Genomic DNA, 25,560 nt, shown 5'->3' with positions numbered 1-25,560 from the left:
ACCCTGTACATTTCCCTCGCTCATTCAAGAAACTACGGTTTGCCCGCCCTCCCGCGGGCTTTTTTTTGCCTGTAGATTGGTCGTCATTCCCCCATTGGAGCGCCAGATGACGATCCTCTCCCTGCCCTGCAAACGCGTGACACTGGCGATCCTGAGCCCCAGCCAGGCGGCGCTGGAAAGCGATTTCTATCGACGTAACCACGCACACCTCGCGCCTTGGTCACCGGTTCGAGCGGACGATTACCACAGCCCGGAAAGAATCCGTTCGCGCCTGGCGCAACAGGCCATGGCCTTCGATGAAGGGTATGCAGTGCATTTCGCCGTGCTGGATCGCGACAGCGAGCAAATGATCGGTGCGTGCAATTTCAGCGGCATCGTTCGCGGGGCGTTTCAGGCGTGCTATCTGGGCTACCACATTTGCGAGTCCCGACAGGGTCAGGGGTTGATGCGCGAAGCACTCGAAGCGGGCATCGGCTATATGTTCGAAACCATGAACCTGCACCGGATCATGGCCAACTACATTCCCGGCAATGAACGCAGTGCGCGGTTGCTGGAACGGCTGGGATTCGAGCGTGAAGGGTATGCCAGGGACTATCTGAACATTGCCGGGCGCTGGCAGGATCATGTGTTGACGGCGTTGGTCAGCAGGGTTTGGGAGGATCCGGATCGGCAATGGTCGCGGCGTTTGGGTTAACGCGCCCACACCGCGTTATCGTTCTTCGTCGGAACGCCGCCCGGAGCCGGCTCTTCAACCTTGCGCAGCACCGGCCTCTCCAGCCGCGCCCGCCCATAAAACGCCAGCGCCGTCAGCAAACAGGCCAACCACACAACGATCCCGGCCCAGAAGGTGTGGGACATGTAGTGCCAACCTTGCAGCACCCGCGTTGTGCCATACACGAAACCCAGCCCCAACGAGCCATACATCAGCGCTTTGGAATAACGCCAGCGATAACGTCGCGCGACAAAATACAGCGCCAGCATGGTAAAGCCCCCGGACGCATGCCCACCCGGCCAGCATCGGCCCTCGCCGGCTACCTTCAGTAAATCGAAATTCTCGAACCACTCCTTGTGCTCGATCTTGCCGCCGTATTGCGTCGTTTCAATCGGGCAATACACGCTGGTGTGGCCTTTGAGGTAGTGGATCAGCCCGGTACTGATGGCAAACGCAAAAACCACGTAGAGAAAATCACGGCGATGTTTGCTGGCAAACCTCAGCGCAGGCGCGACTTTGATCTTTTCCAGGAACGCGAAAAGCTTCGAATGCCTTCCGGCCTTTAAAATCGGCCAGAGAAACGACAGCAAGGTCCCCATGATCGCCAACTCACCGGTCCAGTTCGGAATGATCCGCGCCCATTTATGGGTGATTTTTTCGAACAGGTGCACGTGGTCGAGCGGGAAGGTCTGCGTCACGGGATCATAAAATAGATCGTTGAAGGCGATATCGATTCTGGTCAGGTCAAACACCAGGAACACCAAGGCCGCACAAACCAGCGGAATACCCAGGTTCAACCCGTAGAAACGGGCGCGTGAGGAAGTCGGCATCGTGTTTTCCGATCCAGAGGATGAATTCATTGGGTGGTTACCGAGCGCCAGTCCGAGGCTTCGATGTAGCCGAGCATGCGCGGCGTGTGGAGCATGTCGGCAGAGACAAACAGCGAAGCGCCATAACCCAGGGTCGGGTTCGGTAACTTCAAGTCCTTCTCCAGTTGTGCCATGCATTCGCTGTGGGTCACCAGGATCAGGTTGCGTCCGACGAGTTTGTGCGCCAGGGCATCGCGTAGCATGGTGCCCTTGCAATTGATCAACCAATCATCATGGCTACCGACCTTGTTGAACATGTAGCCGGCGGTTTGCACCGTGCGCCTCATCGGGCTGTTGAAGATGTCAGCCTTGTCCAGCCCCAACTGCTCGAATTGCGCGCCGACGGCCACCGCCACACTGCGCGAACGCTCGGTGATCCCGTCGTTGCCGCTCAGGCAAGGGGCGCGTGAGTGGTCACAGCGCTCGACATGGCGCACGAGCACGATCATGTCGCCTTTTGCCCAGCCCGCTTGCAGCGCCCGGACACCGGCGACATTGTCATGGGCCAGGTCAGGGATGGCGGTTGGTCGCAGCAAAAACAGAGTCAAGGGGATGACCAGCAGCGCCGAGGCCAGCACCACGGCGGCATTGCGATAGCGGGCCAAGCCGCCCGGATCAATCGAGCGGCTTACTCCAAACAGATTCAGTCTCAATTCCACATCTAGCCGCCTCGCCGGCATGCATCACTTCATTTGATGCGGCGAGGGTAGGGACAAGGGCGTGGGCAGGCAGTGAAACGCTTGTGAAAAAAAGCTTAAAGGCTGCGATAAAGACGCAAAAGCCTGTGCTTGCAAAATCCGTCCAACAAAATCCTTTCAGCTCTCGCGGTTGCTGCCGATAACCCCCTTCTACACCCCCTGCTGGCACCTAAAAACAACAATCTTCCAGCCAACCGACGATCGAGAAGCACCACGTTCCTGGAGGAATTTTGATGAATAGCTGGTTCGGCAACATCAGCGTGAACCTGAAACTGGGCCTGGGGTTTGGCCTGGTCCTGGCCCTGACCTGCGTCCTCGCCCTGACTGGCTGGACCAGCCTCGGCAGTTTGATTGACCGCAGCAACTGGATGAGCGACATCACCCAGCTCAACGCCGGCCTGACCAAGCTGCGCGTGGTGCGTTTGCAATACATGCTGACCAACGGCGACGAAACCACCGCCCAGAATGTGCAGACCAGCCTTGAAGCCTTTTCCGCCCAGCAGCAGGCCTTGCTGGTGAAATTCAAGAGCCCGGAAAACCTCAAGCTGCTCAAGGAGCAAGGTAGTGTCATCGACGCCTACAAGGCGTCGCTGAACAAAATGCGAGGTGCCTATCGCGCCGGCAACAGTGCACGGGACGTCATGACGGCCAACGCGGAAACTGCCAACACGCTGATCAACAGCTTGAACACCCGTGTGCAACAACTGCCGCCGAGCGATCAACGTTTCGAGCAGTTCCAGGCCATCACCGCCGCCAAGGAAGCCTTCCTGCAGGCTCGCTACGAAGTGCGCGGCTACACCGCCACCACCAACGCCGAAACCGAACAGAAAGCCGTCGCCCAACTGGACACGGCCATCGCCAGCGTGAAGCAGCTCAACGTGCATTTCGCCGACGTGCAACCGGATGCCCTGCCGCAGCTGGAGACCGCACTGGGCAACTACCGCAATGCCCTGCAGGCTTATAAAGCCGCGAGCAACGATGTGGTGCAGTCGCGCAAGGAAATGACCGACCAGGGCGCCGCCATCGTCTCCCTGAGCGAGCAGCTGTATCAGATCCAGCTCGACCGCCGCGACGCCGAAAGTACCAAGGCCCGCACCCTGCAACTGGTCAGCACGCTGCTGGCATTGTTGGTGGGCATCATTGCCGCCGTGCTCATCACTCGCCAGATCACTGGCCCACTGCGCGATACACTGGCCGTGGTCAATCGCATCGCCAGCGGCGACCTGTCCCAGGACGTCAACGTCACCCGCCGCGATGAACTCGGCGTGTTGCAGCAAGGCATTGCGCGCATGGGCGTGACCCTGCGTGACTTGATCAGCGGGATCCGCGATGGTGTGACCCAGATCGCCAGTGCCGCCGAAGAACTGTCGGCGGTGACCGAGCAAACCAGCGCCGGCGTGAATAGCCAGAAGGTCGAGACCGATCAGGTCGCCACGGCCATGCACGAAATGACTGCGACCGTTCAGGAAGTTGCTCGCAATGCCGAACAGGCCTCGCAAGCCGCCGCGGCTGCCGACGGCGAGGCCCGTGAAGGCGACAAAGTGGTCAACGAAGCCATCGCGCAGATTGAGCGCCTGGCCAGCGAGGTGGTGCGTTCCACCGAGGCCATGAGCGTATTGCAGCAGGAAAGCGACAAGATCGGCAGCGTCATGGACGTGATCAAGGCTGTGGCCGAACAGACCAACCTGCTGGCACTGAACGCCGCCATCGAAGCGGCGCGTGCCGGTGAGGCCGGTCGTGGTTTTGCCGTGGTGGCCGACGAGGTTCGCGGCCTGGCCCAGCGCACGCAGAAGTCCACCGAAGAAATCGAAGACTTGGTCGCCGGCCTGCAAAACGGTACGCAACAAGTGTCGGCAGTGATGAACAACAGTCGCGTGCTCACCGACAGCAGCGTAGCCCTGACCCGCAAGGCCGGTGAGTCACTGGAAAACATCACCCGCACGGTGTCCAACATCCAGTCGATGAACCAGCAAATCGCTGCCGCCGCCGAGCAGCAAAGCGCCGTGGCCGAAGAAATCAGCCGCAGTATCATCAACGTGCGCGACGTGTCGGAACAGACCGCTGCGGCCAGCGACGAGACGGCCAAGTCCAGTGTTGAACTGGCGCGGTTGGGGAACCAGTTGCAGATGATGGTCAGCCACTTCCGCGTTTGACCTTGGGTCAGCGGTTAATGAGAGATCCATTCGCGGGCAAGCCCGGTCCCACAGGTTCAGTGAGCAACCTGTGGGACCGGGCTTGCCCGCGATGGCGATGTATCTGTCACCAAAGAAATTCAGACACTGATCGCATTGGTAAACACCAAACGGTTACCGAACGGATCGCTGATGGTCATGTCCTGGCTGCCCCACGGCATCGCCTGGATATGCGGGCGGGAGAATGGATAGTCCTTGGCCAGCAGTTGCTGTTGGAAGGCTTCCAGTTCATCGGTCTCGATGCGCAAGGCCGAGCCCGGTGTCGCATCGCCGTGGTGTTCGGACAGGTGCAACACGCACTCGCCCCGAGACACTTGCAGGTACAACGGGAAGTTGGCTTCGAAGCGGTGTTGCCAGTCGATCTTGAATCCAAGGAAGTCGACGTAGAATTCAACAGCCTTGATTTCATCGAAGATCCGCAGGATCGGGGTGGTTTTGCCGAAGCTCATCGAGTTGCTCCCAGACAGAAATAGCCCACAGTGTAGCCGGGCTGTACGTCAGCAATTCGGCTGGGTGAAAGCATTCTTTAATCTCAATATGCCATCATTGTGATGCACGGCCCAAAACGTCATTGAAACCCGTCGCGCAGGTCCCCTTCCCGCGCCAGAAACCGCCCTTCCCTGCGCCCGTTCGCCTGACCGTCGCGGTAGCTCAGCACACCATTGACCCACACCCCTTCAATGCCTTCGGCTGCTCGTTGCGGATCATTGAAGTCCGCGACATCGCGAACGGTCGCCGGGTTGAACAACACCAGGTCCGCCCAATGCCCTTCACGGATCTCGCCGCGCTCCTTCAAGCCAAATCGCGCCGCCGATAATCCAGTCATCTTGTGCACAGCCGTGTGCAGCGGGAACAGGCCGACGTCACGGCTGAAATGTCCGAGCACCCGTGGGAAGGCGCCCCACAGCCGTGGATGTGGAAACGGGTCTTCCGGCAAGCCATCGGAACCGACCATCGACAGTGGATGCGCGAGGATTCGTCGCACATCAGTTTCGTCCATCCCGTAATACACCGCCCCGGCCGGTTGCAGCTGGCGGGCCACGTCGAGCAACGACAGGTTCCATTCGGCGGCGATGTCCATCAGGTCGCGGCCGCCCATTTCCGGGTGCGGCGTGGACCAGGTGATGGTGATGCGATGGGCATCGGTGACTTGCTTGAGGTCCAGGGTCGACGAGCTCGCGGCATACGGATAGCAGTCACAGCCCACCGGGTGGGTTTTCGCTGCCTGTTCCAGGGATGCCAGCAGTTGCGGACTGCGTCCCCAGTTACCGGCGCCAGCACATTTGAGGTGGGAAATGATCACCGGGGATTTCGCATGGCGACCGATCTGGAATGCCTCGTCCATGGCCTCCAACACCGGTTCGAACTCGCTGCGCAAATGGGTGGTGTAGACCGCGCCGAAGGCCGTCAGCTCTTCGGTCAGTTGCATGACTTCGTCGGTGGATGCCGAGAACGCGCTGGCGTAGGCAAGACCGGTGGACAAGCCCAGCGCACCAGCCTCCAGGCTCTCTCGCAGTTGCTCGCGCATCGCCGCTATTTCATCGGGGGTCGCCGTGCGAAACAGGTCATCGAGGTGGTTGCTGCGCAACGCGGTATGGCCCACCAGAGCGGCCACGTTCAGTGTGGTGTTCGCCGCTTCGACCGCGGCGCGGTAATCGCTGAATTTAGGGTAAACAAAGGCGGCGCAGGTGCCGAGCAGGTTCATCGGGTCCGGTGGATCGCCGCGCAAACTCACCGGTGAGGCGCTGATCCCGCAGTTGCCGACGATCACCGTGGTCACGCCCTGGCTGAGCTTGGGCAGCATCTGCGGCTGGCGGATCACCACCGTGTCATCGTGGGTGTGCACGTCGATGAAACCCGGCGCCAGCACGTGGCCCTGTGCATCGATTTCTTCGACGGCGCGGGCGTCGTGCAAATCGCCGATGCGCTCGATGCGACCATTGAGAATCGCCACGTCACCCGGATAACCGGGGCTGTTGCTGCCATCGATGATCAAGGCGTTGCGGATCAGCGTGTCGTACATCATGTCAGTCTCCCAGCGGCAAGTGATCGTCGCCGCCGCGGTAATCGTCCAGGGCGAGCTTGATCCGCCGCAGACGCTCTTGATTGTCTTGAGGATTGGCCAGTGCCAGCTCGGTGGCAAGCACATCGATGGCGAGCAACATGCCGTAGCGCGCCGCCGTCGGTTTGTAGATGAAGGAGGTTTCGGCGCTTTGCAGCGGCAGCACGATGTCAGCCAATTGCGCCAGCGGCGAGTCGCCGCGGGTAATGGCCAGAATCCGTGCGCCGTAGCTGCGGGCCAGCTCGACCGTTTCAATCAGCTCCGGGGTGATGCCGGTCAGCGAGCAGACGATGACCACGTGTTCGGCGCTGAGACTGGAGGCGGTGATGCGCATCATCACCGCGTCGTGGCAAACCGCAATCGGGTAGCCGAGTCGCACCAGGCGCACCTGCAACTCATCGCTGCACAAGGTCGAGCACCCCCCCATGCCAAAGGCATGGATCATCCGCGCCTTGCCCAGCAGTTTGACTGCATCGCTAAAGCGCGACTCGTCGAAGGCCGCCAGATGCTGGCGCAGGGTCGACTCGATGTCCCCCACGATCTGTCCGTAGAACGCTGATTGCTCAGGCGTGCCCGCCGGGTCGAGAAAGCGGCTGCCGACACCGCTGGCCTGGGCCAGTTGCAGGCGTAGATCACGCAAGTCGCGGCAGCCGACCGTGCGGGCGAAACGCGACAGCGTCGCCGTACTCACCTCCGCCCGCTGCGCCAGCTCATCGAGGCTGGCGGACGCGGCGAAGCCCACGTCGTCGAGCATCAGGCGGGCGATGCGTCCTTCACCGGCGCTGAAAGAATCCTGGCGGGCGCGAATCTGGTAAAGGATATCCATGGCAAGCGGCTCCGGCTAAATCAGGTAAGAAAGGCCAACGGTCAACGCGAAGGCAACCACTGAAATAATGGTCTCCAGCACGGTCCAGGTCTTGAAGGTCTGGGTGACCGTCATGTTGAAGTATTCCTTGATCAACCAGAAGCCGCCGTCGTTGACGTGGGAGAAAATCACCGAGCCGGCGCCGGTCGCCAGCACCAGCAATTCCGGGTGCGGATAGCCCAGGCCAATCGCCACTGGCGCGACCACGCCGGACGCGGTGGTCATGGCCACGGTGGCCGAGCCGGTGGCGATGCGCATTAACGCGGCGAACAGCCAGCCCATCAACAGCGGCGACAGGTGGAATTCGTGGGCCAGGCTGACGATCTGGTCGGTGACGCCGGCGTCCACCAAGATCCGGTTCAAGCCACCGCCGGCGCCTACCAGCAAGGTAATGCTGGCTGTCGGCGCCAGGCACTCGTTGGTGAACTTGAGGATCGACTCGCGGCTGAAGCCCTGGGCCAGACCGAGGGTCCAGAAGCTCAGCAAAGTCGCCAGCAGCAGCGCGATCACCGAGTTGCCGATGAACAGCAGGAACTGGTTGAAACCGGTGCCCGGCGTGGAAATCAGGTTGGCCCAGCCGCCGATCAGCATCAGCACCACCGGCAACAGAATGGTCGCCATGGTGATGCCGAAGCCCGGCAGGCTGTCGCGCGGTTCACGTTCGAGGAACTGGCGCTCCAGCGGGTTTTCCGCCGGCAGCTGAATGCGCGGCACGATGTATTTGGCATAGATCGGACCGGCGATGATCGCCGTAGGAATGCCGATCGCAATCGCATAGAGCAAGGTCTGCCCCACCGACGCCTGGTACACCTGCACTGCCAGCATTGCCGCCGGATGTGGCGGTACCAGCGCATGCACCACCGAAAGCCCGGCAACCATCGGCAAGCCGACCATCAGGATCGACACACCGACCCGTCGCGCCACAGTGAAGGCAATCGGCACCAGCAACACGAAACCGACCTCGAAGAACAGCGGCAGGCCCACCAGGAAGGCAATGCAAACCATCGCCCAATGCGCGTTTTTCTCACCGAAACGGTCGATCAACGTCCGTGCTACCTGCTCGGCACCGCCGGACTCGGCCATCATCTTGCCGAGCATCGTGCCCAGCGCCACCACCAGCGCGATATGCCCCAGGGTCTTGCCGACCCCGGCCTCATAAGCCCCGACCACACCGGACGGCGGCATTCCCGCGACCAACGCCAGACCGATGGAAATCAGGGTGATGACAATGAACGGGTTGAGCCGGTAACGGGCGATCAGAACGATCAGGGCAATGATGGCGATGGCGGCGTACACCAGCAGCCAATAGCCGAAGGACAGGGTCATGCGGTACTCCTCGAGAGGGTCACGTCGAAAGTTTTGTGAAACTCTTAAAACATTTCGAAGCATGTTTATCAAACGAGGTGAAAGTAATTTTCGTATAGAGGTAAGGAATGTCGCGGACGGATATGTGATGTCGCGATTAATGAAAATCGGACCGGCGAATTTTCATCGCCGGAAACGATCATTCCGTCAGTCGTGATTCACGCGTGCACGTTTGAGCAGCTTTTTGCAGCGCTCGGACAAGTGCAGCACCCGCAAGTGTTTGCCGGCTCTTTCGTAGCGCTCGCGCAGGGTCTTGAGCGCGGCAATGGCTGAGTAGTCGACGAAGCTCAAATGGCGGCAATCGATCGTCACCACCGACGGGTCGTTGGCAGGATCGAACTGATTGAGGAACGGTGTCGTCGAGGCGAAGAACAGCGTGCCGTGCATCAGGTACAGCTTGCTGCCGTCGGCTTCCAGGTGGCTGTCGGCGTAGAGCTCACGCGCTTGCTGCCAGGCGAAATTCAGTGCGGCAATGATGATCCCGCACAGCACGGCGGTGGCCAGGTCAGTGAACACGGTGATCACCGTCACGGCGATGATCACCAGCACATCATTGAGCGGCACCTTGTTGACCACCCGCAGCGAGGCCCAGGCAAAAGTCTGCTGCGACACCACGAACATCACCCCGACCAGCGCCGCCAATGGTATGCGCTCGATCAACGGCGACAGGAACAGGATGAACAGCAGAATCGACACCCCGGCCACCACGCCGGAGACGCGGCCACGTCCGCCAGAGCTGAGGTTGATCATGGTCTGGCCGATCATCGCGCAACCCCCCATGCCGCCGAATACACCGGACACCATATTCGCGGCCCCGAGCGCTACGCACTCGCGATCCGGGTAGCCACGGCTCTCGGTGATTTCGTCGGTGAGATTCAAGGTCAGGAGGGTTTCCAGCAAGCCAACCATGGCCATCAGGATCGCGTACGGCGCGATGATGCGCAGGGTTTCCAGGTTCCACGCAATATCCGGCAAGGCAAACGTCGGCAAGCCACCGGCAATGTGCGCCATGTCACCCAAGGTGCGAGTTGGCAGGCCGAGCAGATACACCGCCAGGCCCACCCCCAGGATCGCCACCAGTGCCGGTGGCACGGCGCGGGTCAGCCGCGGCATCAGATAGACGATGGCCATCGTCAGCAGCACCAGCCCGACCATCATGTACAGCGGTGTACCGCTCAACCAGGTTTCACCGCTCTTGAAATGCTCCAGTTGCGCCAGGGCAATGACGATCGCCAGACCGTTGACGAAGCCAAGCATCACCGGGTGCGGGACCATGCGCACCAGCTTGCCGAGCTTGAGCAAGCCGAACGCCAACATGATCAACCCGCCCAGCAACACAGTGGCCAGCAAATACTGCACACCGTGCTGCACCACCAACGCGACGATCACCACCGCCATCGACCCGGCGGCCCCGGACACCATGCCCGGTCGACCACCCAACAGCGCGGTGAGGGTGCAAATGATGAACGCGCCATACAGCCCCATCAGCGGATTGAGATGGGCTACCAGCGCGAAGGCGATGCACTCGGGCAGCAGGGCAAAGGACGTGGTGAGACCGGCCAGGATATCGGCGCGCAGGTTTTTTGGTTTCATGGAGGACCGCGGGGAGTAGCGAGATAAGAGTGTGCGGATGTTACGGAATCGAGGGCAGCCCGGCCAGCTTATGCGCCTGCGCCATGGCCGTGGTCATGTCGATGAACGACGCTTCGCCGCTTTCGACGAAGTAAAACGTGCCTGGGATATTCTTGGTCAGCGCCAGCAGATACAGCGACACCACGTCTTCGATATGCACGTTGGATCAGATGTTCCGGCCGGTAGTATCAGGGAGAGATCCCCGGTGAAAAATGCCTGCCGGCCCAATTCACTCTAGCCCTGGGATCACGAATCAGTCCTTGAAATCCGAGCTCGCATAAAGCGCCAACTTGCCCTGGATGAAATCCAGGAAACACTGGATCCGCAGGGCCAACTGCGAGTTACGGTAGTACACCGCGTTGATGGGCTGGCGATAACCGCTGTTGAACTCTGCCAGCAATACTTTCAAGCGCCCGGCACGAATGTCTTCGATGGTCATGTAGTGCGACAGGCTGGCGATGCCCTGGCCTTCCAGCGCCAGGTGGCGGATGGTCTCGCCGCTGGAGGCGCTGAGCGACGCCCGGATCGGCCAGCGATCACCGTGCACGTAGCGCAACGGCCATTGGTTGAGCCCTTCGTTCTGGGTGAACCCCAGCAGCGTATGCTCGGCCAGATCGGCCACTGCGGTCGGCGTACCGTGTTTTTCCAGGTAGGCCGGGCTGGCGACGATGTGTATCGGACTGCAACCCAGGGAACGGGCGTGCAGGGTCGAATCGGCGAGTGTGCCGATACGGATGGCGATGTCGGTGCTTTGCTCAAGCAGATCGATGATCAGGTCATTGCTGTTGAGTTCGAGCTGGATATCGGGATAGAGCCTGCGAAACTCATCGATGTAGGGCACGATGGCGTGCAGCATGAACGGTGAGGCGGCGTTGATGCGCAAGCGCCCGGACGGCGTTTGCTGGCGGGAGGACAAGCGTTCTTCGAGCTCGTCCATCTGATCGAGAATCAGCTTGGCGTGCTCGAAGAAATACTTGCCCTCCTCGGTGAGGTCCATGCGCCGAGTGGTGCGGTTGATCAACGTCGTATCGAGCTTGGCCTCCAGCCGCGACAGTGTCCGGCTGACCGCCGACGGCGTTTGCCCGACCTGCTCGGCCGCCGCGGAAATCGACCCGCACTCAATCACGCAGACGAAGATCTGCAACTCATCGGATCTGGCTTTCACGTGTGTCCCTTTATCGATCGTCGAACCGTTTTACAGTAGTCAGCAGACTCATGTGGCGAGGGGATTTATCCCCTCGCCACAAAAGCCCACAACCCACACACTCAGGCAATCGATAGTAGCCGAGCGTTACGCCTTAAGGCCAAACACCTCGGTCAAATGCTGCTCATAACGCATCACATCGACTTCGATATTCGGGCGCTTCATCACATCCACACAGAGAAATGTCGGCAAGCCCGTCATGCCGAGGAACTCGTTGGCCTTGTGGAACGGAAAGTACACCGCGTCCACGCCCTTGGCTTCGAAGAAGTCGGTCGGGTCATCGAAGGCTTGCTGCGGTGCGTTCCAGGTCAACGACAACATGTACTGCTTGCCCTGAATCAGGCCGCCGCTGCCGTACTTCTGCGACGCATCGGAACGGGTGCGGCCATCGCTGGCGTAGAGACTGCCGTGACCCTCGGTGAACACTTCGTCGATGTACTTCTTGACGGTCCACGGCGCGCCCATCCACCAGCCTGGCATCTGGTAAATGATCACGTCGGCCCAGAGGAATTTGGCGACTTCTTCAGCGACGTCGTAGCCCTCGTCGATGAAGGTGGTTTTGACATCCATGCCGCCACGGTCCAGCACGCTCAACGCCGCTTCGTGCAGGGTGGCGTTGTAGCGACCGTCGGAGTGAGCGAATTTTTTGCCGCCATTGAGCAACAGAACTTTTTTCATGGGTGGGTCTCGGGAAGGTCAGAAATGGATGGCGGCAGAATAGCGATGGGCTTCGCGCGGAATAAGCGCGCCTTTCGCAAAATTCATTTGACCCACACGCACGAATCGTCAGGAGATTGTTGCCTTAGACTTGGCACCAGTTCTGTACCGAGGAGACAATTTCATGAGTGAAATGCAAGGTTTCATCCTGCACGCCAAGACCCGTCCGGAAAAATCCGATGCTTTCGAAGCGTTCTTCAGCCGCCATGTGGAAGCGAGCCGTGCCGAACCCGGCTGCATCGAGTACCACATGCTGCGCGACAAACAGGACCCGAGCCTGTTTATCTTCTACGAGATCTGGCAGTCCCAGGCCCACCTGGACGTGCACTCGAATCTGCCACACATGAAGCAGTTTCTTGATCAGCGCGATGAGTACCTGGAACGGGACTTCGAGATCCGCGCCATCGAAATGATCAGCCCCCCCTCCAATAGCCGCTAGCGGCTAGCCGCTGATCAGCAAATGGCCGCCGAGTAATCCCAGGCCAACGAAGAACACACGCTTGAACAACACGGCGCTGATCCGCTGGCGCAGCCACTGCCCCAGCCACATGCCGAGCACCGCCGGCATCAGCGCCAGCAGCGATGCACTCAACTCGCCACCGCCGAGGGCGCCGCGCCATAACAGTCCGCCAGCCAGGGCCAGGGTCGAGACGGTGAATGACAGGCCCAGCGCCTGCACCAGCTCATCCTTGCTCAAACCCAGCGCTTGCAGATACGGCACGGCCGGAATCACGAACACGCCGGTGGCCGAGGTGATCACGCCCGTCAGCACCCCGCACAACGGACCGAGCCAAGGCTCGCTGCATCCGCCGACGCGCAGGGTAGGCAGGAACAACCCACTCAACGCATAGAGCAACAACGCCGCGCCCAGACCTCGCACCACCCAATGCCCTCCGGCCATGCCGATCCACAGCGTGCCCGCCCCCGTGCCGATGAAGATCGCCAATAGCATCGGCCACAGCCGTTTGATCAACCCGAGCAGATGCCCACCGAATGCCAGTTGCCAGACGTTGGTCAGCGTCGCCGGGATGATCAGCAATGCGGCAGCCTGCGACGGCGCCATAGCCAGACCGAGCAAGCCCATGGCGATGGTCGGCAACCCCAAGCCGATCACCCCCTTGATCATGCCGGCCAGCAGGAAGGTGGCAATGACCAGCAATGAAAGGGGCAGACCAAGGTTTTGGTAGAACGAGGCGAGTGTATTCATGGGGCTATCGTGAGCCCGGATTGGCCGGTTGAAAATCTGCCATATACTGAGGGTGCCTCTTCCCCGGCAAGAGGCTGAAGTGTGGGTGGAGGCTACTGACGCCTTCGCGAGCAGGCTCGCTCCCACATTTGAAATGCGTTCCCCTGCTCGCGAATATCGCCCAGACAACACATTTCCAAGGGCTGCCAATGCACTTCGACCTCACCGACCTGCGCCTCTACCTGAACATCCTCGACACCGGCAACATCACCGCCGGTGCCGCCCGCAGTCATCTGTCACTTGCAGCGGCGAGCGCGCGCATCCGCGCAATGGAAACGTCACTCGGCATTGATTTTCTGGAGCGCGGCCGCCGCGGGGTGACCCCGACACCTGCGGGAAAAGCCCTGGCACGGCACGCCCGCACCCTGCTGCAACACGCCGAGCGCATGCAACAAGACCTGGCCGAATACGCCAACGGCGTCAAAGGCCAGGTGCGATTGCTGTGCAACACCACGGCGATCACCGAATACCTGCCGGAGTTGCTCGCCGACTTCCTGCGTGATCACCCCAACCTCGACATCGACTTGCAGGAGCTGCCCAGTACGCGCATCACCCACGCCCTGCGCCAAGGCGCTGCGGACCTGGGAATCGTCTCCGATGCGGTGGACACCCACACCCTCGACACCCTGCCCTTTCGCGACGATCCGCTGGTGCTGATCATGCCGCCCGGGCATCCCTTGGCGGGTTGCGAACCACCGAGTTTCAGCGACACGCTGCTGCACCACTACGTCGGCCTGACCGCCAACAGCGCCTTGGCGGTGTACCTGGAAGAGCAGGCTTTGCACACAGGAATGCGCATGCAAATCCGTATCCGTGCCGAAGGCTTCGACGCGGTGATGCGCATGGTCGCGCACGGTGCAGGGCTGGGAATTGTGCCGCTGGCGGCCCTCCAGCGCTGGACGGTGGCTCAACCGCTGAAAAGCTTCGCGCTGAAGGAGCCATGGGCGCAGCGAAAACTGTTGCTGTGCGCACGCTCATTCGAGCATCTGCCCGGCTATGCCAGAGCCTTGTTCGAAGTGTTGCGTAGCGCAAACCGCCGTGAAAATCCTTGAAAATCACCGTTTGGCCCTACGCGTGGTTGTATAACGAAGAGGTGACCCGGAGTAACATTCGCCCTTTGAAATCAAGCCTGGCCACAACAACCAGAAGGGAACCAGATGGCGGATGAAATCTTGCAACAGGGGACGCTCAAGCGGGGGCTGAAAAATCGTCATATTCAGCTGATCGCCTTGGGTGGAGCCATTGGTACAGGACTGTTCCTGGGCTCGGCCGGGGTGCTCAAGTCCGCTGGACCGTCGATGATCCTCGGCTACGCGATTGCCGGGTTTATCGCGTTCCTGATCATGCGCCAGCTCGGCGAAATGATTGTCGAAGAGCCGGTGGCCGGTTCCTTCAGTCACTTTGCCCACAACTACTGGGGCGGTTTCGCCGGTTTCCTGTCCGGCTGGAACTACTGGGTGCTCTATGTGCTGGTGGGCATGGCCGAGCTGACCGCCGTCGGCAAGTACGTACAGTTCTGGTGGCCGGAAGTGCCGACCTGGGTCAGCGCCGCAGTGTTCTTCGTGCTGGTCAACCTGATCAATACGCTGAACGTCAAAGTCTTCGGTGAAATGGAGTTCTGGTTTGCGATCATCAAGGTCGTGGCCATCATCGGCATGATCGTCCTGGGTTGCTACCTGCTGATCAGCGGCACCGGCGGCCCGCAAGCCTCGGTGAGCAACCTGTGGGATCACGGCGGGTTCTTCCCCAATGGCTACAGCGGCCTGCTGATGGCAATGGCGTTCATCATGTTCTCCTTCGGTGGCCTGGAGCTGGTCGGCATCACCGCCGCTGAAGCCAGCGAGCCGCGCAAGGTCATTCCCAAGGCCATCAACCAAGTGGTTTACCGGGTGCTGATCTTTTACGTCGGCGCGCTGACCGTGCTGCTGTCGCTGTATCCGTGGGACCAACTGCTGCAGACACTCGGCGCGTCGGGCGATGCCTACAGTGGCAGCCCGTTCGTGCAGATTTTCGCCCTGATCGGCAGCGACACGGCCGCACAAATCCTCAACTTCGTGGTGCTCACCGCGGCGCTGTCGGTCTACAACAGCGGCGTCTACTGCAACAGCCGCATGCTCTACGGCCTGGCCGAACAAGGCGACGCCCCCAAGGTGCTGATGAAACTGAACAAACAGGGCGTGCCATTGCTGGCACTGGGCGTATCGGCGCTGATCACCATGCTGGCCGTGCTGGTCAACTACGTCGCGCCGCAGGAAGCGCTTGAGTTGCTGTTCGCCCTGGTAGTCGCGTCCCTGATGATCAACTGGGCGCTGATCAGCCTGACGCACCTGAGGTTCCGCAAGGCCATGGGTCAACGCGGCATCGTGCCAGGCTTCAAGGCCTTCTGGTCGCCGTACACCAACTACCTGTGCCTGGCGTTCATGGCCGTGATCATCTGCGTCATCTGGATGATTCCGCCAGTACGCGCCTCGGTGTACGCGATGCCGGTGTGGGTGTTGGTGATCTACGGTTGCTACCGGTTGCGCATGGCCAGGCATCGAAACCTGCCCGTGGCTCAGTAATCCCGCCCAATAAAACGCCCCGGCATTCGATGAATGCCGGGGCGTTTTTCATGGGGTGCACAGATCACCGAGCGCTTCTGGATACCTCAATGTCGAGCACAGACAACTCGGACAGCGCCAAGCCCGTCAGGATGCGCCTTCAGTTCTCTCCAACGCCCGGAGTCATCATGACCGCAAACGCACCGATTACCGTACTTCGCGACACCCACCCGCTGCCCGTACTCGACGCCTGCAAATGGGAGAAACTCGAAGGCGACCCGCACACCGTCAACCTCAACGCCTACACCAGTGAAGACGGCAGCAAGATCATGGGCACCTGGATCTGCACGCCGGGCAAGTGGTACGTGGAATACGTGAAGTGGGAATACTGCGATTTCCGCGAGGGGTACTGCATCATCACCCCTGAGGGCAAGGAACCGATCCATCTGCGTGCCGGCGATATTTTCGTCATCGAACCAGGGATGAAAGGCACCTGGGAAGTAGTGGAAACCGTACGCAAATATTTTGTGTTTGCCTGATCCCTTCACAAAACGACACTCGGTTACAAAAGCGACACCCACAATGAGTCGTTACCCAAGTAACGACTCGTTGCGTAATACACCCGCCATAAACGCACTTGCATCCCCTCCCGAACACCCAACCTACGCTCAAAATACCCGCGCTAGACGCTTCGCCGCGACATCGGCAGAATACTCGAAAACCAAGTGATTGCTTTCTGCCACTCCGTGACCCACTGGTTTTCATCACGAACGCAAAGCTTGCCTGTGTCGATTTCAGATACGGAGGTGGCGCGATCAGGTAACGGGAGCGCCGGACAAGCCGGGTAAGGTGGCGCTGCTTTTCACCGATATAACCACATCGCGATGATGGGTTTGACCAAAACGGCAGCGTCTGGAGGGCGCAACGTTCAGAAAGGGCATCCGGCAACCGTGACAATCACCGCCCCCATCAGCACGCTCAAATGTCGTTCACCAGAGAAAAAATAATGATTAGCCCCACCTCCAAGGATTCCAGTGGCCAATTGGCGCAGGGCTTCAAACCTCGTCACGTCACCATGCTGTCTATCGCCGGGATTATCGGCGCCGGTTTGTTCGTAGGTTCGGGGCATGCCATTGCGGCCGCTGGGCCGGCCGTGTTGCTGGCCTATCTGTTCTCGGGCTTGCTGGTCGTTCTGGTCATGCGCATGCTCGGTGAAATGGCGGTGGCCAATCCCGACACCGGTTCGTTCTCCACCTATGCCGACCAGGCCATCGGCCGCTGGGCGGGCTTCACTATTGGTTGGCTCTATTGGTGGTTCTGGGTGCTGGTGATCCCTATCGAAGCGTTGGCCGCAGGCCATGTGCTGAACCAGTGGTTTCCCCAGCTCGATGCATGGCTGTTCGCCCTGCTATCGATCATTGCGCTGGTGATCACCAATCTGTTCAGTGTGTCCAAGTACGGCGAATTCGAATTCTGGTTCGCCATGGCCAAGGTCGTGGCAATCATTGGTTTCATCGGCGTGGGTTTCGCGGTGCTGATGGGCTGGATTCCCGATCGGGAAGTCAGCGGCTTGAGCGGTCTGATGGCTGAAAACGGCGGGTTCGCGCCCAATGGCCTGTCGGCGGTCGTGGGCGCCTTCATCACCATCATGTTCAGCTTCATCGGTACCGAGGCGGTGACCATCGCCGCCGCCGAATCCGACAACCCGTCGCAGAACATTGCCAAGGCCACGCGTTCGGTGATCTGGCGCATCGGCGTGTTTTATCTGCTGTCGATTTTCGTGGTCATCTCCGTAGTGCCCTGGAACGATCCGCTGTTGGCCTCGGTAGGTTCCTACCAGCGAGCGCTGGAAATCATGAACATCCCCCACGCCAAGTTCATGGTGGACGTGGTCGTGCTGATCGCCGTGGCCAGTTGCATGAACTCTTCGATCTATATCGCCTCGCGCATGCTGTACTCGCTGGGGCGTCGTGGCGACGCGCCGAAAGCGCTGAAGGCGACCTCCTCCGAAGGCGTGCCACGGGCGGCGGTCATCGCCAGCACGGTGTTGGGGGCGGCGATTACCGTCTGGAGCTACTTCATGCCCGCCGGGTTGTTTGAGTTCCTGCTGGCCAGCTCCGGCGCGATTGCCTTGCTGGTGTACCTGGCCATCGCGGTATCGCAGTTGCGCATGCGCCGGATGCTGCGCCGACAGAACGTCGAGCTGGCCTTTCGCATGTGGTTGTTCCCATGGCTGACGTGGCTGGTGATCGCGTTCATTTGCGCTGCGCTGGCAGTGATGATGATTTCCCCGCAACACCGTACTGAAGTGTCGACGACCATTGGCCTGGCACTGGCGATTTCCTTTATCGGCCTGGTCACGTCGCGTCACCCTGCGCAGTCTGCGACGGCGACGTCCGTGGGCTAACTCAAGAGAGACTCCGGTTGCGCACCCTGGTGGCACGGCGTTCCACCGAGCGATGAGCGTGCCCGGTCGGAAATGGATCGACCTTTGCCAGCGTGCAAATGCGTGATCGAACCTGGCCCTGATCCTTTTCACGCATAAAAAACCGGGAAATCACCCGACGTGATTTCCCGGTAAATGTCGATGCGCACATGCTGTACCTGTGGGAGCGAGCAGGCTCGATCCCACACATTTCTAACTCAAACCCAACTTGTCGCAGCCGCCCGTTACTGCGGTTTGCGATAGCTGTTGATGATCGCCGAGAAGTCGTTACCCCCTTCCCCACGCAAACTCATCGCCTGATACAACTGCTGGGCCACAGCACCCAGCACCACCGGCTGGTGCGCCTGACGCGCCGCTTCCGTGGCGAGCCCCAGATCCTTGAGCATCAATTCCGCACCGAAGCCGCCGGTATAGCCACGCGAGGCTGGCGCCGTTTCGACGATGCCAGGCCATGGGTTGTACATCTCCGAACTCCAGCAACGCCCGGTGGAGCTGTTGATGATGCCGGCCAGCACTTGGGTGTCGATACCCAATGCGTCGCCCAGGGCCATGGCCTCGCTGACACCGACCATGGAAATCCCCAGCAGCAGGTTGTTGCAGATCTTCGCGATCTGCCCGGTGCCGACTTCACCGCAGTGGACGATGTTGCGCCCCATCTGCGCCAGCACCGGTTGCAAGGTGGCGAACAAGTCCGCCGTCCCGCCGACCATGAAGGTCAGCGTCCCGGCCGCCGCACCACCGGTGCCACCGGAAACCGGCGCATCGGCCATGGCCACACCCTGCTTGGCCGCAGCAGCGGCCACGTCACGGGCGGTCTGCGGGTCGATGGTGCTGCAATCCACCGCCGGCACACCCTTGCCGATACCGGCGAGCACACCGTCCTCACCGAGCCAGACACTGCGCACATGCACGGCAGCCGGCAGCATGGTGATCACCAGTTCCGCGCCCTGTGCCGCTTCCCGGGCCGACGCACTGATGCTGCCACCCAGCTGTTCCAGCTCTGCCAACACGGCCTTGTTCAGATCGACCAGGCGCAATGAATGGCCAGCCTTGATCAGGTTGCGCGCCATCGGCGCCCCCATGTTGCCGAGACCGATAAAAGCGATTTTCATGTCCGGCTCCTTAACGCAAGTTGATGGTGGTGTTCACACCGTCGTTGACGCTGTCATCGTCAAACCAGCGGCTGGTGACGGTCTTGGTCTGAGTGTAGAACTGCACCACTTGCTTGCCATATGGGCCGAGGTCGCCGAGTTTGGAACCACGGGAACCGGTGAAGCTGAAGAACGGAACCGGTACTGGAATCGGAATGTTGATGCCAACCTGGCCAACGTCGATCTCGGTCTGGAATTTGCGCGCCGCTGCACCACTCTGGGTGAACAGGCCCGTGCCGTTGCCGAACGGGTTGGCGTTGACCAGGGCAATGGCCTCATCGAGGGTGGCGACTTCCAGCACCACCAGCACCGGGCCGAAGATTTCCTGGGTGTAGATCTGCATGTCGGTGGTCACGCCGGAGAACAGAGTCGGGCCGACAAAGTTGCCCTTCTCGTAACCAGGTACCGAGATCTCGCGACCGTCCAGTTCCAGCTTGGCGCCTTCCTTGATGCCGCTTTCGATCAGATCGAGAATCCGCGCCTTGGCTTTTTTCGAGATCACCGGCCCCACATCGGTACCCGGCTCGCTGCCGGCATTGACCTTGAGCTTCTGCGCCAGAGCCTTCAGGTCCGGCAGCCATTGCTTGGCCGCGCCCACCAACACCACCACAGACGTGGCCATGCATCGCTGCCCGGCCGCGCCGAAGCCGGCACCCACCAACGCATTCAGTGCCTGTTCGCGATTGGCATCCGGCAGCACCACGGCGTGGTTCTTGGCGCCCATCATCGATTGCACGCGCTTGCCGTGCTTGCCGGCCAGGTCGTAGACGTGAGTACCGACCGCGGTCGAACCGACGAAGGAAACAGCCTTGATGTCTTTGTGGGTGCAGAGCCTGTCCACCACGTCCTTGCCGCCATGCACGACGTTGAGCACACCGGCCGGAATGCCGGCTTCGATGGCCAGCTCCACCAGCAGCATGGTCGACATCGGGTCCTGTTCGGATGGCTTGAGTACGAAGGTATTGCCGCAGGCGATGGCCATCGGGAACATCCACAGCGGGATCATCGCCGGGAAGTTGAACGGGGTGATGCCGGCGCAGACACCAATCGGTTGGCGCAAGGTGTAAGTATCAACACCGCCGGCAACGTTTTCAGCGAACTCGCCCATTTGCAGGCTGCCGATGGAGCACGCGTGCTCGACCACTTCCAGACCACGGAAAATATCGCCTTCCGCGTCAGCAATGGTTTTGCCCTGCTCTGCGCTCAGGACCGCGGCGATACGTTTGGAATGCTCGCGAATCAGCGCCTGGAGCTTGAGCATGATGCGCATCCGCGCGCCGATCGGGGTCAGCTTCCAGGTCTGGAAGGCGCGATGGGCCGCGCTGATCGCTGCGTCCACTTCTTCAGCGGTCGCGAATGGCACTTGGGCCAGCACTTGCTGGGTCGCCGGGTTGATGATGTCGTGCCATTCGGTGGTCTTGGATTCGACCCACTCACCGTCAATCAATAGCTTGACCTTTTGTACAGTCGTTTCGTTAGGCGTAAGCGATGCGTTCATGTGGGTCTCCTGGACGTTATTCTTGTTGAAGAGAGCTATCAGGGGAGCCAAGGCGAGAAAGTCGCCTTGAGGAGGCGTATGCCGCGAATTGGTTGTCGGGCTGTTTTTGGAGTATAGATGTGCAAACTTCTGATAAGAACGCACATAAAAGCCGGTCCAACATGCAAAAAAACATCACGTCGTTAGGCTCGTTGAACTGGGATGACCTCAAGTTTTTCCTCGAAGTCGCCCGGACCCGCAAGGCCAGCACCGCCGCCAAGCGCCTGGCGGTGGACTACACCACCGTGTCGCGACGCATCAGTTCGCTGGAAGCCTCATTGGGCACCTTGCTGTTCGAGAAATCCCGGACCAGCGGTTTTGTCCTGACCGCCGAAGGCCAGCGGCTGCTGGGTTACGCCGAGTCGATCGAAAGCACGCTGCACATGGCCTGCGAGCAGGTCTCGGGGTCCGGTGTGGCGCTTTCCGGTCATGTGCGCATGGGCTGTACCGAAGGGTTCGGCAGCTTCTTCATCACCCCGCAGTTGAGCCACTTCGTCGACGCCTACCCGGCGATCTCGGTGGACATCCTGCCCCTGCCGCACTTCATCAGCCTGTCCAAGCGCGAAGCGGACATCGTCATCGCCCTGGAGCGCCCGGAGCACGGACCGTACGTCTGCTGCAAACTCTGCGATTACCGCTTGCAGCTGTACGCGACCCAGGAATACCTGGACAAACACCCGACCATCCGCCGCCCGGCCGATCTGGGTAAGCATTCATTCATCAGTTATGTCGATGACCTGGCGTTCAGCTCGGAACTGCTGTACCTGGCCAACGTCTTGCCTGGCGCCAGCGCCAATTTGCGCAGTACCAGTGTGATTGCCCAGTTCGTGGCGGCGCAGCAAGGGCGATCCCTGGCGATCCTGCCCTGCTTCCTCGCCGCCCAGGATCCGCGTTTGCTGCCGGTGTTGCCAGAAGAAATCAACATCACGCGGCAGTTCTGGATGTACTGCCGCGAAGACCTGCGCAAGCTCAAGCGGATCACCCTGTTGTGGGATTACATCCGCGAGGTGACTGAGCTGAATGGCCCGTTGTTGCTGGGGCAGACGCGGGAGTTGCGGTTTACGGACTGAGTGTCCGCAAGCCGGCGAGATCAGTTGGGCAAGACACGACAACCTTTGCGGCTTACTTCCAGTTGTTTGTAGTTCGCAAGATTGTCGGCACGAGCATCCATCAGTTGAGGCAATGCGGCCTCGGGTTCGTCCAGGCGCTGGGTCAGAAGAAAATCGACATTGCATTCCCACCACTTGCTGCTCAACAACTGTGAGGCGAGTTCCGGAGGGTGACGATACTTGATCACTTTCGCCGGAAACCCAGCGACGATGGCATAGGGCGGAACATCGTGAAGCACCACGGCACGCGTGGCGATTATAGCTCCCGTGCCCACTGTGACCCCTTCCATGATCATCGCGTCATGCCCGATCCACACATCATCGCCAATGGTTACATCAACGATTTCCGGCTCGAAGGTTAACGATGTCTTTGTAAACTGAAAGGGATGGGAACTCACCCAATCCGAAGGATGGGTGTTCTTATCCTGGCCGATGTAGCAGTTGCTGCCGATGGAACAGAATCGTCCTATTGAAGAAACAGCCGATAGCACGCAATCACTTCGAATGTACGTGTGTGCGCCAATACTGAGCTGTTTGGCATTGATGACTACATTGCCGAGCGCTACATGCTCTTCGAGTATCAGTGTGGTTTTTGCGCCAAGGGACGACACACCACCCGCCATCTTGCATTTGTGCTGGCGAAGCCATTTTTTCCAGAAATGGTTTCGAAGTAACTTTATTATTTTTTTCATCTGAAAAATGGTCGCCTTCCGCGTATCTGCAATGGCGCGTACGCCCGAAACTTGAAATGGTTAATACGAACTGACATTCCGGATCAGTCGGCGCTCACGACGATCGAGACCCGGCGGTTTTCGGTGCGCCCGGAAGCCGTGTCGTTGGAGGCCACGGGCTCGTTGCTGCCAAGCCCCCGCAATTGGATATTTTCTTGCTTCATTCCGGCAGCGGCCAGAACGGTGCCGACGCTTTTTGCCCGGCGCAGGGAAAGTTGTTCGTTGTAAAACTCTTTACCCGATGCATCGGTGTGGCCATCGACCCTCACTCGCTCGATCCCGACGCCCAGCAACGACTTGCCGATGCGCTCGACAATTTCGGTGCTTTGCGCATTCAAGCTATCCACGTCACTGCCAAACAGTACTTTGCCGGACAGACCGAATGCCCAGCCCTCATCGGTCAGCTCGAAACCTTGTTGTTTCAGCACGGCGATTTGCGCTGGAGTCAGGCCTTTTTGCGGCACCGACTGGCAACCGGACAGGGCCAACACAGCCATCATCAAGGTGATCGTGACAAATCGCAGGGAACGCTGGATGAGTGAGGACACGGACATTAGCTCCTGATTTGAACATCGGCGGCAGGGTGCTCCGACCCTGCCGTGTGTTGCGCGCCTCGGGACAGGCGCTTGGCTTGATACATGGCTCCATCGGCAGCATCGAGCAGCGTACCCGGCGTGACCCCATGATCGGGGTACACGGCGATGCCGATACTGAGTGAGGTCAATACCTCGTTAGTGCCAGGCAACTCAATGGGCTCTTCCATGCTGGCGATGATTTTGTCGGCGATGCGTTCGGCATCTTCGGTTTTGTGTAGCGGTGTCAGCAGTACGGCAAACTCGTCACCGCCCAATCGTGCCACCAAATCCTCTTCACGCAATTGGGCTCGAACCCGATTGGCCACAGCCACCAATACCGCATCACCGGCTGCATGCCCGAAGCCATCGTTGATTTCCTTGAACCGGTCGCTGTCGAGGAACAGCACAGCCACTCGCTCATTCTGTTTGTTGGCGTTGCGCAACGCACGCAGCAGGCGACCTTCAAAAAATGCCCGGTTCGGCAACCCCGTGAGGCTGTCATGGCTGGCTTGATGGGCAAGGGCTTCGTTTTCGCTTTGCAGGTGGGTCTGCCAGGCTTCGAGCTCATCGAGCAGGGCATTGAAGTCATTGCCCAGGTTGTCGAGTTCGGCAATGGAAGCGGCAGGAACACGTTGGTCGAAGGCACGCTCGCTGCGGGCGGCGTGAGCCACCGAGGCCAGGCTGCGCAAAGGTCCGGTGATTGCGCGCAACTGCCGGCGAGCCAGGTAGAGCGCCACCCAGGCGCTGATCGCCGTGCACAGCACAATGCCCACCAGCCCGCTGAGTAAAAAGCGCATCAGACTGCCGCCATGTCCGGTGAGCGAAATGCTGCCAATCTCCCGGCCCTGATGAACGATTGGCATGCTGATGGGCTTTTCCAGAAAAGCCTTGGCCATCTGCATTTCGAGTTCGGTCAACAACCCGGTTTCCGGTCGCTGCCAGCGTGCCAATAACTGGCCCCGTACATCCAGAACCTTGGCATCGGCGACTTCTTCGGTGGAGGCGATCAATGCCAGTGCCTCGGCGGCAGCGGCCTTGTCGTTGAACACCACGGCGGCTTCCACGGTGTAATTGATCGAGCGGGCAATCAAATGCAGGTTGTGGTCGGCATAAACCCGCAAGGCGAGAACGCCCAACAGCGTCAGTGAAACGCTGGCCATGGCCACGCCCACCAGTGCGACGATCAAATGACCGCGGCCGATGACCGAGCGCAAGGTCGGGCGATTACCCGGTTTGAATACCGTCATGACGCCGCCGGTTTGCGACGGGACAGTTGCAGCACGCTTGGATGAATGCGCACACCGCTACGGGCGACGGAGTCGAGGTTGACCTCGAAGGAAACCTGTTCATCGCTGACCCGCAGGCAGAAAAGACTGCCTACTGTGCATTGATCGTCGCTTTCGCTGATGCTCAACACAGGCCGCCCGGTCAGCGATGCAAACAGCCGATTGCGTTCTTCGCTGGTCAGCTTGCCGATGTACACCGCATCACACTCACCGGCGATAGACGGGTTGTCGGCCAACAGTCGTTGCACCGTCACCGGCCGCCCCGTCTCTTGGGTTGTGCCTTTGACAAGGTCGTCGGTGTATTCAGTGGGGCCGACTACACACAGACGAAGTTGCGCCGGCTCAACCGGCCAACGGGCATAACTGAGAATTCCGAGAACCACTTGAGTGACCGACCCGGCACGATGGTCGGCCATGCTCATCGGGGCGTGCGATTGAGCGCAGGCGACGCCAGACAACAAACAGAGAAGGCTGGCGAGCAGTGCTTGTTTGCAACCAACGACACGCTCTGTCGTCCAGACAGCCACCTTCATGCAGGGATTCTCTTCGATCATAGCCAAATGATGCCGCACGATAGCATAGCGTTTGAACACCAGCGAGACCGTGCACCATGGCACTTCGGA

Annotated in this window: 24 protein-coding genes and 2 pseudogenes; 9 read left to right on the top strand and 17 right to left on the bottom strand. The window is 60.0% G+C overall.

The window, feature by feature from the left end:
* Positions 1–106 precede the first annotated feature (106 nt).
* Positions 107–694 carry a ribosomal protein S5-alanine N-acetyltransferase gene (gene rimJ / locus AC07ZE_RS04215; RefSeq protein ID WP_207261603.1) on the top strand — a complete coding sequence of 196 codons (588 nt, stop codon included), beginning with the start codon at positions 107–109 and terminating at the stop codon, positions 692–694.
* On the opposite strand, the gene AC07ZE_RS04210 is transcribed toward rimJ, so the two are convergent.
* Positions 691–1,542: a phosphatase PAP2 family protein gene (locus tag AC07ZE_RS04210; RefSeq protein WP_207261601.1), complete on the bottom strand. Its 852-nt coding sequence runs from the start codon at positions 1,540–1,542 to the stop codon at positions 691–693. The genes rimJ and AC07ZE_RS04210 overlap by 4 nt on opposite strands.
* 26 nt (positions 1,543–1,568) lie before the next feature.
* Positions 1,569–2,240 (bottom strand): lipopolysaccharide core heptose(II)-phosphate phosphatase PmrG, encoded by a 672-nt coding sequence (pmrG, locus tag AC07ZE_RS04205; RefSeq protein WP_207261599.1) that lies wholly within the window; start codon positions 2,238–2,240, stop codon positions 1,569–1,571.
* Between the two features lie 272 nt (positions 2,241–2,512).
* Here pmrG and AC07ZE_RS04200 point away from each other — a divergent pair.
* Together AC07ZE_RS04200 and AC07ZE_RS04195 are read left to right on the top strand one after the other, a co-directional pair.
* A pseudogene (locus AC07ZE_RS04200) lies at positions 2,513–3,526 on the top strand (methyl-accepting chemotaxis protein); the annotation flags it as partial.
* A 42-nt stretch (positions 3,527–3,568) separates the two neighbouring features.
* Positions 3,569–4,432, top strand: coding sequence for a methyl-accepting chemotaxis protein (locus tag AC07ZE_RS04195; RefSeq protein WP_404940884.1), 864 nt, complete (start codon positions 3,569–3,571; stop codon positions 4,430–4,432).
* Between the two features lie 119 nt (positions 4,433–4,551).
* On the opposite strand, the gene AC07ZE_RS04190 is transcribed toward AC07ZE_RS04195, so the two are convergent.
* The 8 genes and pseudogenes from AC07ZE_RS04190 to mdaB all read right to left on the bottom strand — a co-directional run bounded on the left by AC07ZE_RS04190 (position 4,552) and on the right by mdaB (position 12,277).
* Positions 4,552–4,920: a glyoxalase superfamily protein gene (locus AC07ZE_RS04190; RefSeq protein ID WP_095194039.1), complete on the bottom strand. Its 369-nt coding sequence runs from the start codon at positions 4,918–4,920 to the stop codon at positions 4,552–4,554.
* 119 nt (positions 4,921–5,039) lie between these two features.
* A complete protein-coding gene (locus AC07ZE_RS04185; RefSeq protein ID WP_207261595.1) occupies positions 5,040–6,497 on the bottom strand; it encodes an N-acyl-D-amino-acid deacylase family protein in 1,458 nt (485 codons plus the stop codon).
* A gap of 1 nt (position 6,498) precedes the next feature.
* Positions 6,499–7,359, bottom strand: coding sequence for a MurR/RpiR family transcriptional regulator (locus AC07ZE_RS04180; RefSeq protein ID WP_207261592.1), 861 nt, complete (start codon positions 7,357–7,359; stop codon positions 6,499–6,501).
* 15 nt (positions 7,360–7,374) lie between these two features.
* Entirely contained in the window at positions 7,375–8,724 is a 1,350-nt protein-coding gene (locus tag AC07ZE_RS04175) for a GntT/GntP/DsdX family permease (protein WP_207261590.1), read from the bottom strand.
* A 186-nt stretch (positions 8,725–8,910) separates the two neighbouring features.
* The gene (locus AC07ZE_RS04170) at positions 8,911–10,356 is read right to left on the bottom strand and encodes a SulP family inorganic anion transporter (protein ID WP_207261582.1); all 1,446 of its coding nucleotides are present in this window, start codon (positions 10,354–10,356) and stop codon (positions 8,911–8,913) included.
* A gap of 64 nt (positions 10,357–10,420) precedes the next feature.
* A pseudogene (locus AC07ZE_RS04165) lies at positions 10,421–10,561 on the bottom strand (NAD-dependent epimerase/dehydratase family protein); the annotation flags it as partial.
* A gap of 87 nt (positions 10,562–10,648) precedes the next feature.
* On the bottom strand, positions 10,649–11,560 hold the full coding sequence (locus tag AC07ZE_RS04160) for a LysR family transcriptional regulator (protein ID WP_207261580.1): 912 nt from the start codon (positions 11,558–11,560) through the stop codon (positions 10,649–10,651).
* Positions 11,561–11,686: 126 nt separating this feature from the next.
* Positions 11,687–12,277, bottom strand: coding sequence for an NADPH:quinone oxidoreductase MdaB (gene mdaB, locus AC07ZE_RS04155; protein WP_207261578.1), 591 nt, complete (start codon positions 12,275–12,277; stop codon positions 11,687–11,689).
* Between the two features lie 163 nt (positions 12,278–12,440).
* Between mdaB and AC07ZE_RS04150 the strand changes: the two genes are divergently transcribed.
* Positions 12,441–12,755, top strand: coding sequence for a putative quinol monooxygenase (locus AC07ZE_RS04150; protein WP_095194047.1), 315 nt, complete (start codon positions 12,441–12,443; stop codon positions 12,753–12,755).
* A gap of 3 nt (positions 12,756–12,758) precedes the next feature.
* On the opposite strand, the gene AC07ZE_RS04145 is transcribed toward AC07ZE_RS04150, so the two are convergent.
* Positions 12,759–13,523 carry a sulfite exporter TauE/SafE family protein gene (locus tag AC07ZE_RS04145; protein WP_207261576.1) on the bottom strand — a complete coding sequence of 255 codons (765 nt, stop codon included), beginning with the start codon at positions 13,521–13,523 and terminating at the stop codon, positions 12,759–12,761.
* A gap of 188 nt (positions 13,524–13,711) precedes the next feature.
* Between AC07ZE_RS04145 and AC07ZE_RS04140 the strand changes: the two genes are divergently transcribed.
* The 4 genes from AC07ZE_RS04140 to gabP all read left to right on the top strand — a co-directional run bounded on the left by AC07ZE_RS04140 (position 13,712) and on the right by gabP (position 18,509).
* On the top strand, positions 13,712–14,614 hold the full coding sequence (locus AC07ZE_RS04140) for a LysR substrate-binding domain-containing protein (protein ID WP_207261574.1): 903 nt from the start codon (positions 13,712–13,714) through the stop codon (positions 14,612–14,614).
* A 105-nt stretch (positions 14,615–14,719) separates the two neighbouring features.
* Entirely contained in the window at positions 14,720–16,123 is a 1,404-nt protein-coding gene (locus AC07ZE_RS04135) for an amino acid permease (RefSeq protein WP_095194050.1), read from the top strand.
* Between the two features lie 167 nt (positions 16,124–16,290).
* Entirely contained in the window at positions 16,291–16,641 is a 351-nt protein-coding gene (locus tag AC07ZE_RS04130; RefSeq protein ID WP_077048014.1) for a cupin domain-containing protein, read from the top strand.
* Positions 16,642–17,108: 467 nt separating this feature from the next.
* Positions 17,109–18,509: a GABA permease gene (gabP, locus tag AC07ZE_RS04125; RefSeq protein WP_207261572.1), complete on the top strand. Its 1,401-nt coding sequence runs from the start codon at positions 17,109–17,111 to the stop codon at positions 18,507–18,509.
* Between the two features lie 263 nt (positions 18,510–18,772).
* On the opposite strand, the gene mmsB is transcribed toward gabP, so the two are convergent.
* Both mmsB and AC07ZE_RS04115 read right to left on the bottom strand, forming a co-directional pair.
* Entirely contained in the window at positions 18,773–19,660 is an 888-nt protein-coding gene (mmsB, locus tag AC07ZE_RS04120; RefSeq protein ID WP_207261563.1) for a 3-hydroxyisobutyrate dehydrogenase, read from the bottom strand.
* Between the two features lie 10 nt (positions 19,661–19,670).
* Positions 19,671–21,197, bottom strand: coding sequence for a CoA-acylating methylmalonate-semialdehyde dehydrogenase (locus AC07ZE_RS04115; protein WP_207261554.1), 1,527 nt, complete (start codon positions 21,195–21,197; stop codon positions 19,671–19,673).
* 161 nt (positions 21,198–21,358) lie between these two features.
* On the opposite strand from AC07ZE_RS04115, the gene AC07ZE_RS04110 reads away from it, so the two are divergent.
* Positions 21,359–22,306, top strand: a complete 948-nt coding sequence (locus AC07ZE_RS04110) for a LysR family transcriptional regulator (RefSeq protein WP_207261553.1) — start codon at positions 21,359–21,361, stop codon at positions 22,304–22,306.
* Between the two features lie 20 nt (positions 22,307–22,326).
* On the opposite strand, the gene AC07ZE_RS04105 is transcribed toward AC07ZE_RS04110, so the two are convergent.
* From AC07ZE_RS04105 to yfiR, 4 genes are all read right to left on the bottom strand, one after another.
* A complete protein-coding gene (locus AC07ZE_RS04105) occupies positions 22,327–23,037 on the bottom strand; it encodes a CatB-related O-acetyltransferase (RefSeq protein ID WP_207261550.1) in 711 nt (236 codons plus the stop codon).
* An 83-nt stretch (positions 23,038–23,120) separates the two neighbouring features.
* Positions 23,121–23,630 (bottom strand): outer membrane lipoprotein YfiB, encoded by a 510-nt coding sequence (gene yfiB / locus AC07ZE_RS04100; RefSeq protein WP_207261549.1) that lies wholly within the window; start codon positions 23,628–23,630, stop codon positions 23,121–23,123.
* Positions 23,630–24,898 carry a diguanylate cyclase DgcN/YfiN gene (dgcN, locus tag AC07ZE_RS04095; protein WP_207261547.1) on the bottom strand — a complete coding sequence of 423 codons (1,269 nt, stop codon included), beginning with the start codon at positions 24,896–24,898 and terminating at the stop codon, positions 23,630–23,632. The genes yfiB and dgcN overlap by 1 nt, the downstream gene beginning before the upstream one ends.
* Complete coding sequence (gene yfiR / locus AC07ZE_RS04090; RefSeq protein WP_207261538.1) at positions 24,895–25,470, bottom strand: regulatory sequestration protein YfiR; 576 nt, start codon at positions 25,468–25,470, stop codon at positions 24,895–24,897. Before yfiR ends, dgcN begins: the two co-directional genes overlap by 4 nt.
* Positions 25,471–25,560 lie beyond the last annotated feature (90 nt).

It is taken from the genome of Pseudomonas sp. GW101-3H06 (assembly GCF_059424605.1).
The sequence above is the reverse complement of the archived record's forward strand: the minus strand, read 5'-3'. Positions and strand labels throughout refer to the sequence as shown.

Excerpts from the sequence above, each read along its gene's own strand:
- rimJ (WP_207261603.1), top strand. The coding sequence starts at position 107 with ATGACGATCCTCTCCCTGCCCTGCAAACGCGTGACACTGGCGATCCTG.
- AC07ZE_RS04210 (WP_207261601.1), bottom strand. The coding sequence starts at position 1,542 with ATGCCGACTTCCTCACGCGCCCGTTTCTACGGGTTGAACCTGGGTATT.
- AC07ZE_RS04195 (WP_404940884.1), top strand. The coding sequence starts at position 3,569 with ATGGGCGTGACCCTGCGTGACTTGATCAGCGGGATCCGCGATGGTGTG.
- AC07ZE_RS04190 (WP_095194039.1), bottom strand. The coding sequence starts at position 4,920 with ATGAGCTTCGGCAAAACCACCCCGATCCTGCGGATCTTCGATGAAATC.
- AC07ZE_RS04185 (WP_207261595.1), bottom strand. The coding sequence starts at position 6,497 with ATGATGTACGACACGCTGATCCGCAACGCCTTGATCATCGATGGCAGC.
- AC07ZE_RS04180 (WP_207261592.1), bottom strand. The coding sequence starts at position 7,359 with ATGGATATCCTTTACCAGATTCGCGCCCGCCAGGATTCTTTCAGCGCC.
- AC07ZE_RS04175 (WP_207261590.1), bottom strand. The coding sequence starts at position 8,724 with ATGACCCTGTCCTTCGGCTATTGGCTGCTGGTGTACGCCGCCATCGCC.
- AC07ZE_RS04170 (WP_207261582.1), bottom strand. The coding sequence starts at position 10,356 with ATGAAACCAAAAAACCTGCGCGCCGATATCCTGGCCGGTCTCACCACG.
- mdaB (WP_207261578.1), bottom strand. The coding sequence starts at position 12,277 with ATGAAAAAAGTTCTGTTGCTCAATGGCGGCAAAAAATTCGCTCACTCC.
- AC07ZE_RS04150 (WP_095194047.1), top strand. The coding sequence starts at position 12,441 with ATGAGTGAAATGCAAGGTTTCATCCTGCACGCCAAGACCCGTCCGGAA.
- AC07ZE_RS04145 (WP_207261576.1), bottom strand. The coding sequence starts at position 13,523 with ATGAATACACTCGCCTCGTTCTACCAAAACCTTGGTCTGCCCCTTTCA.
- AC07ZE_RS04140 (WP_207261574.1), top strand. The coding sequence starts at position 13,712 with ATGCACTTCGACCTCACCGACCTGCGCCTCTACCTGAACATCCTCGAC.
- AC07ZE_RS04135 (WP_095194050.1), top strand. The coding sequence starts at position 14,720 with ATGGCGGATGAAATCTTGCAACAGGGGACGCTCAAGCGGGGGCTGAAA.
- AC07ZE_RS04130 (WP_077048014.1), top strand. The coding sequence starts at position 16,291 with ATGACCGCAAACGCACCGATTACCGTACTTCGCGACACCCACCCGCTG.
- gabP (WP_207261572.1), top strand. The coding sequence starts at position 17,109 with ATGATTAGCCCCACCTCCAAGGATTCCAGTGGCCAATTGGCGCAGGGC.
- mmsB (WP_207261563.1), bottom strand. The coding sequence starts at position 19,660 with ATGAAAATCGCTTTTATCGGTCTCGGCAACATGGGGGCGCCGATGGCG.
- AC07ZE_RS04115 (WP_207261554.1), bottom strand. The coding sequence starts at position 21,197 with ATGAACGCATCGCTTACGCCTAACGAAACGACTGTACAAAAGGTCAAG.
- AC07ZE_RS04110 (WP_207261553.1), top strand. The coding sequence starts at position 21,359 with ATGCAAAAAAACATCACGTCGTTAGGCTCGTTGAACTGGGATGACCTC.
- AC07ZE_RS04105 (WP_207261550.1), bottom strand. The coding sequence starts at position 23,037 with ATGAAAAAAATAATAAAGTTACTTCGAAACCATTTCTGGAAAAAATGG.
- yfiB (WP_207261549.1), bottom strand. The coding sequence starts at position 23,630 with ATGTCCGTGTCCTCACTCATCCAGCGTTCCCTGCGATTTGTCACGATC.
- dgcN (WP_207261547.1), bottom strand. The coding sequence starts at position 24,898 with ATGACGGTATTCAAACCGGGTAATCGCCCGACCTTGCGCTCGGTCATC.
- yfiR (WP_207261538.1), bottom strand. The coding sequence starts at position 25,470 with ATGAAGGTGGCTGTCTGGACGACAGAGCGTGTCGTTGGTTGCAAACAA.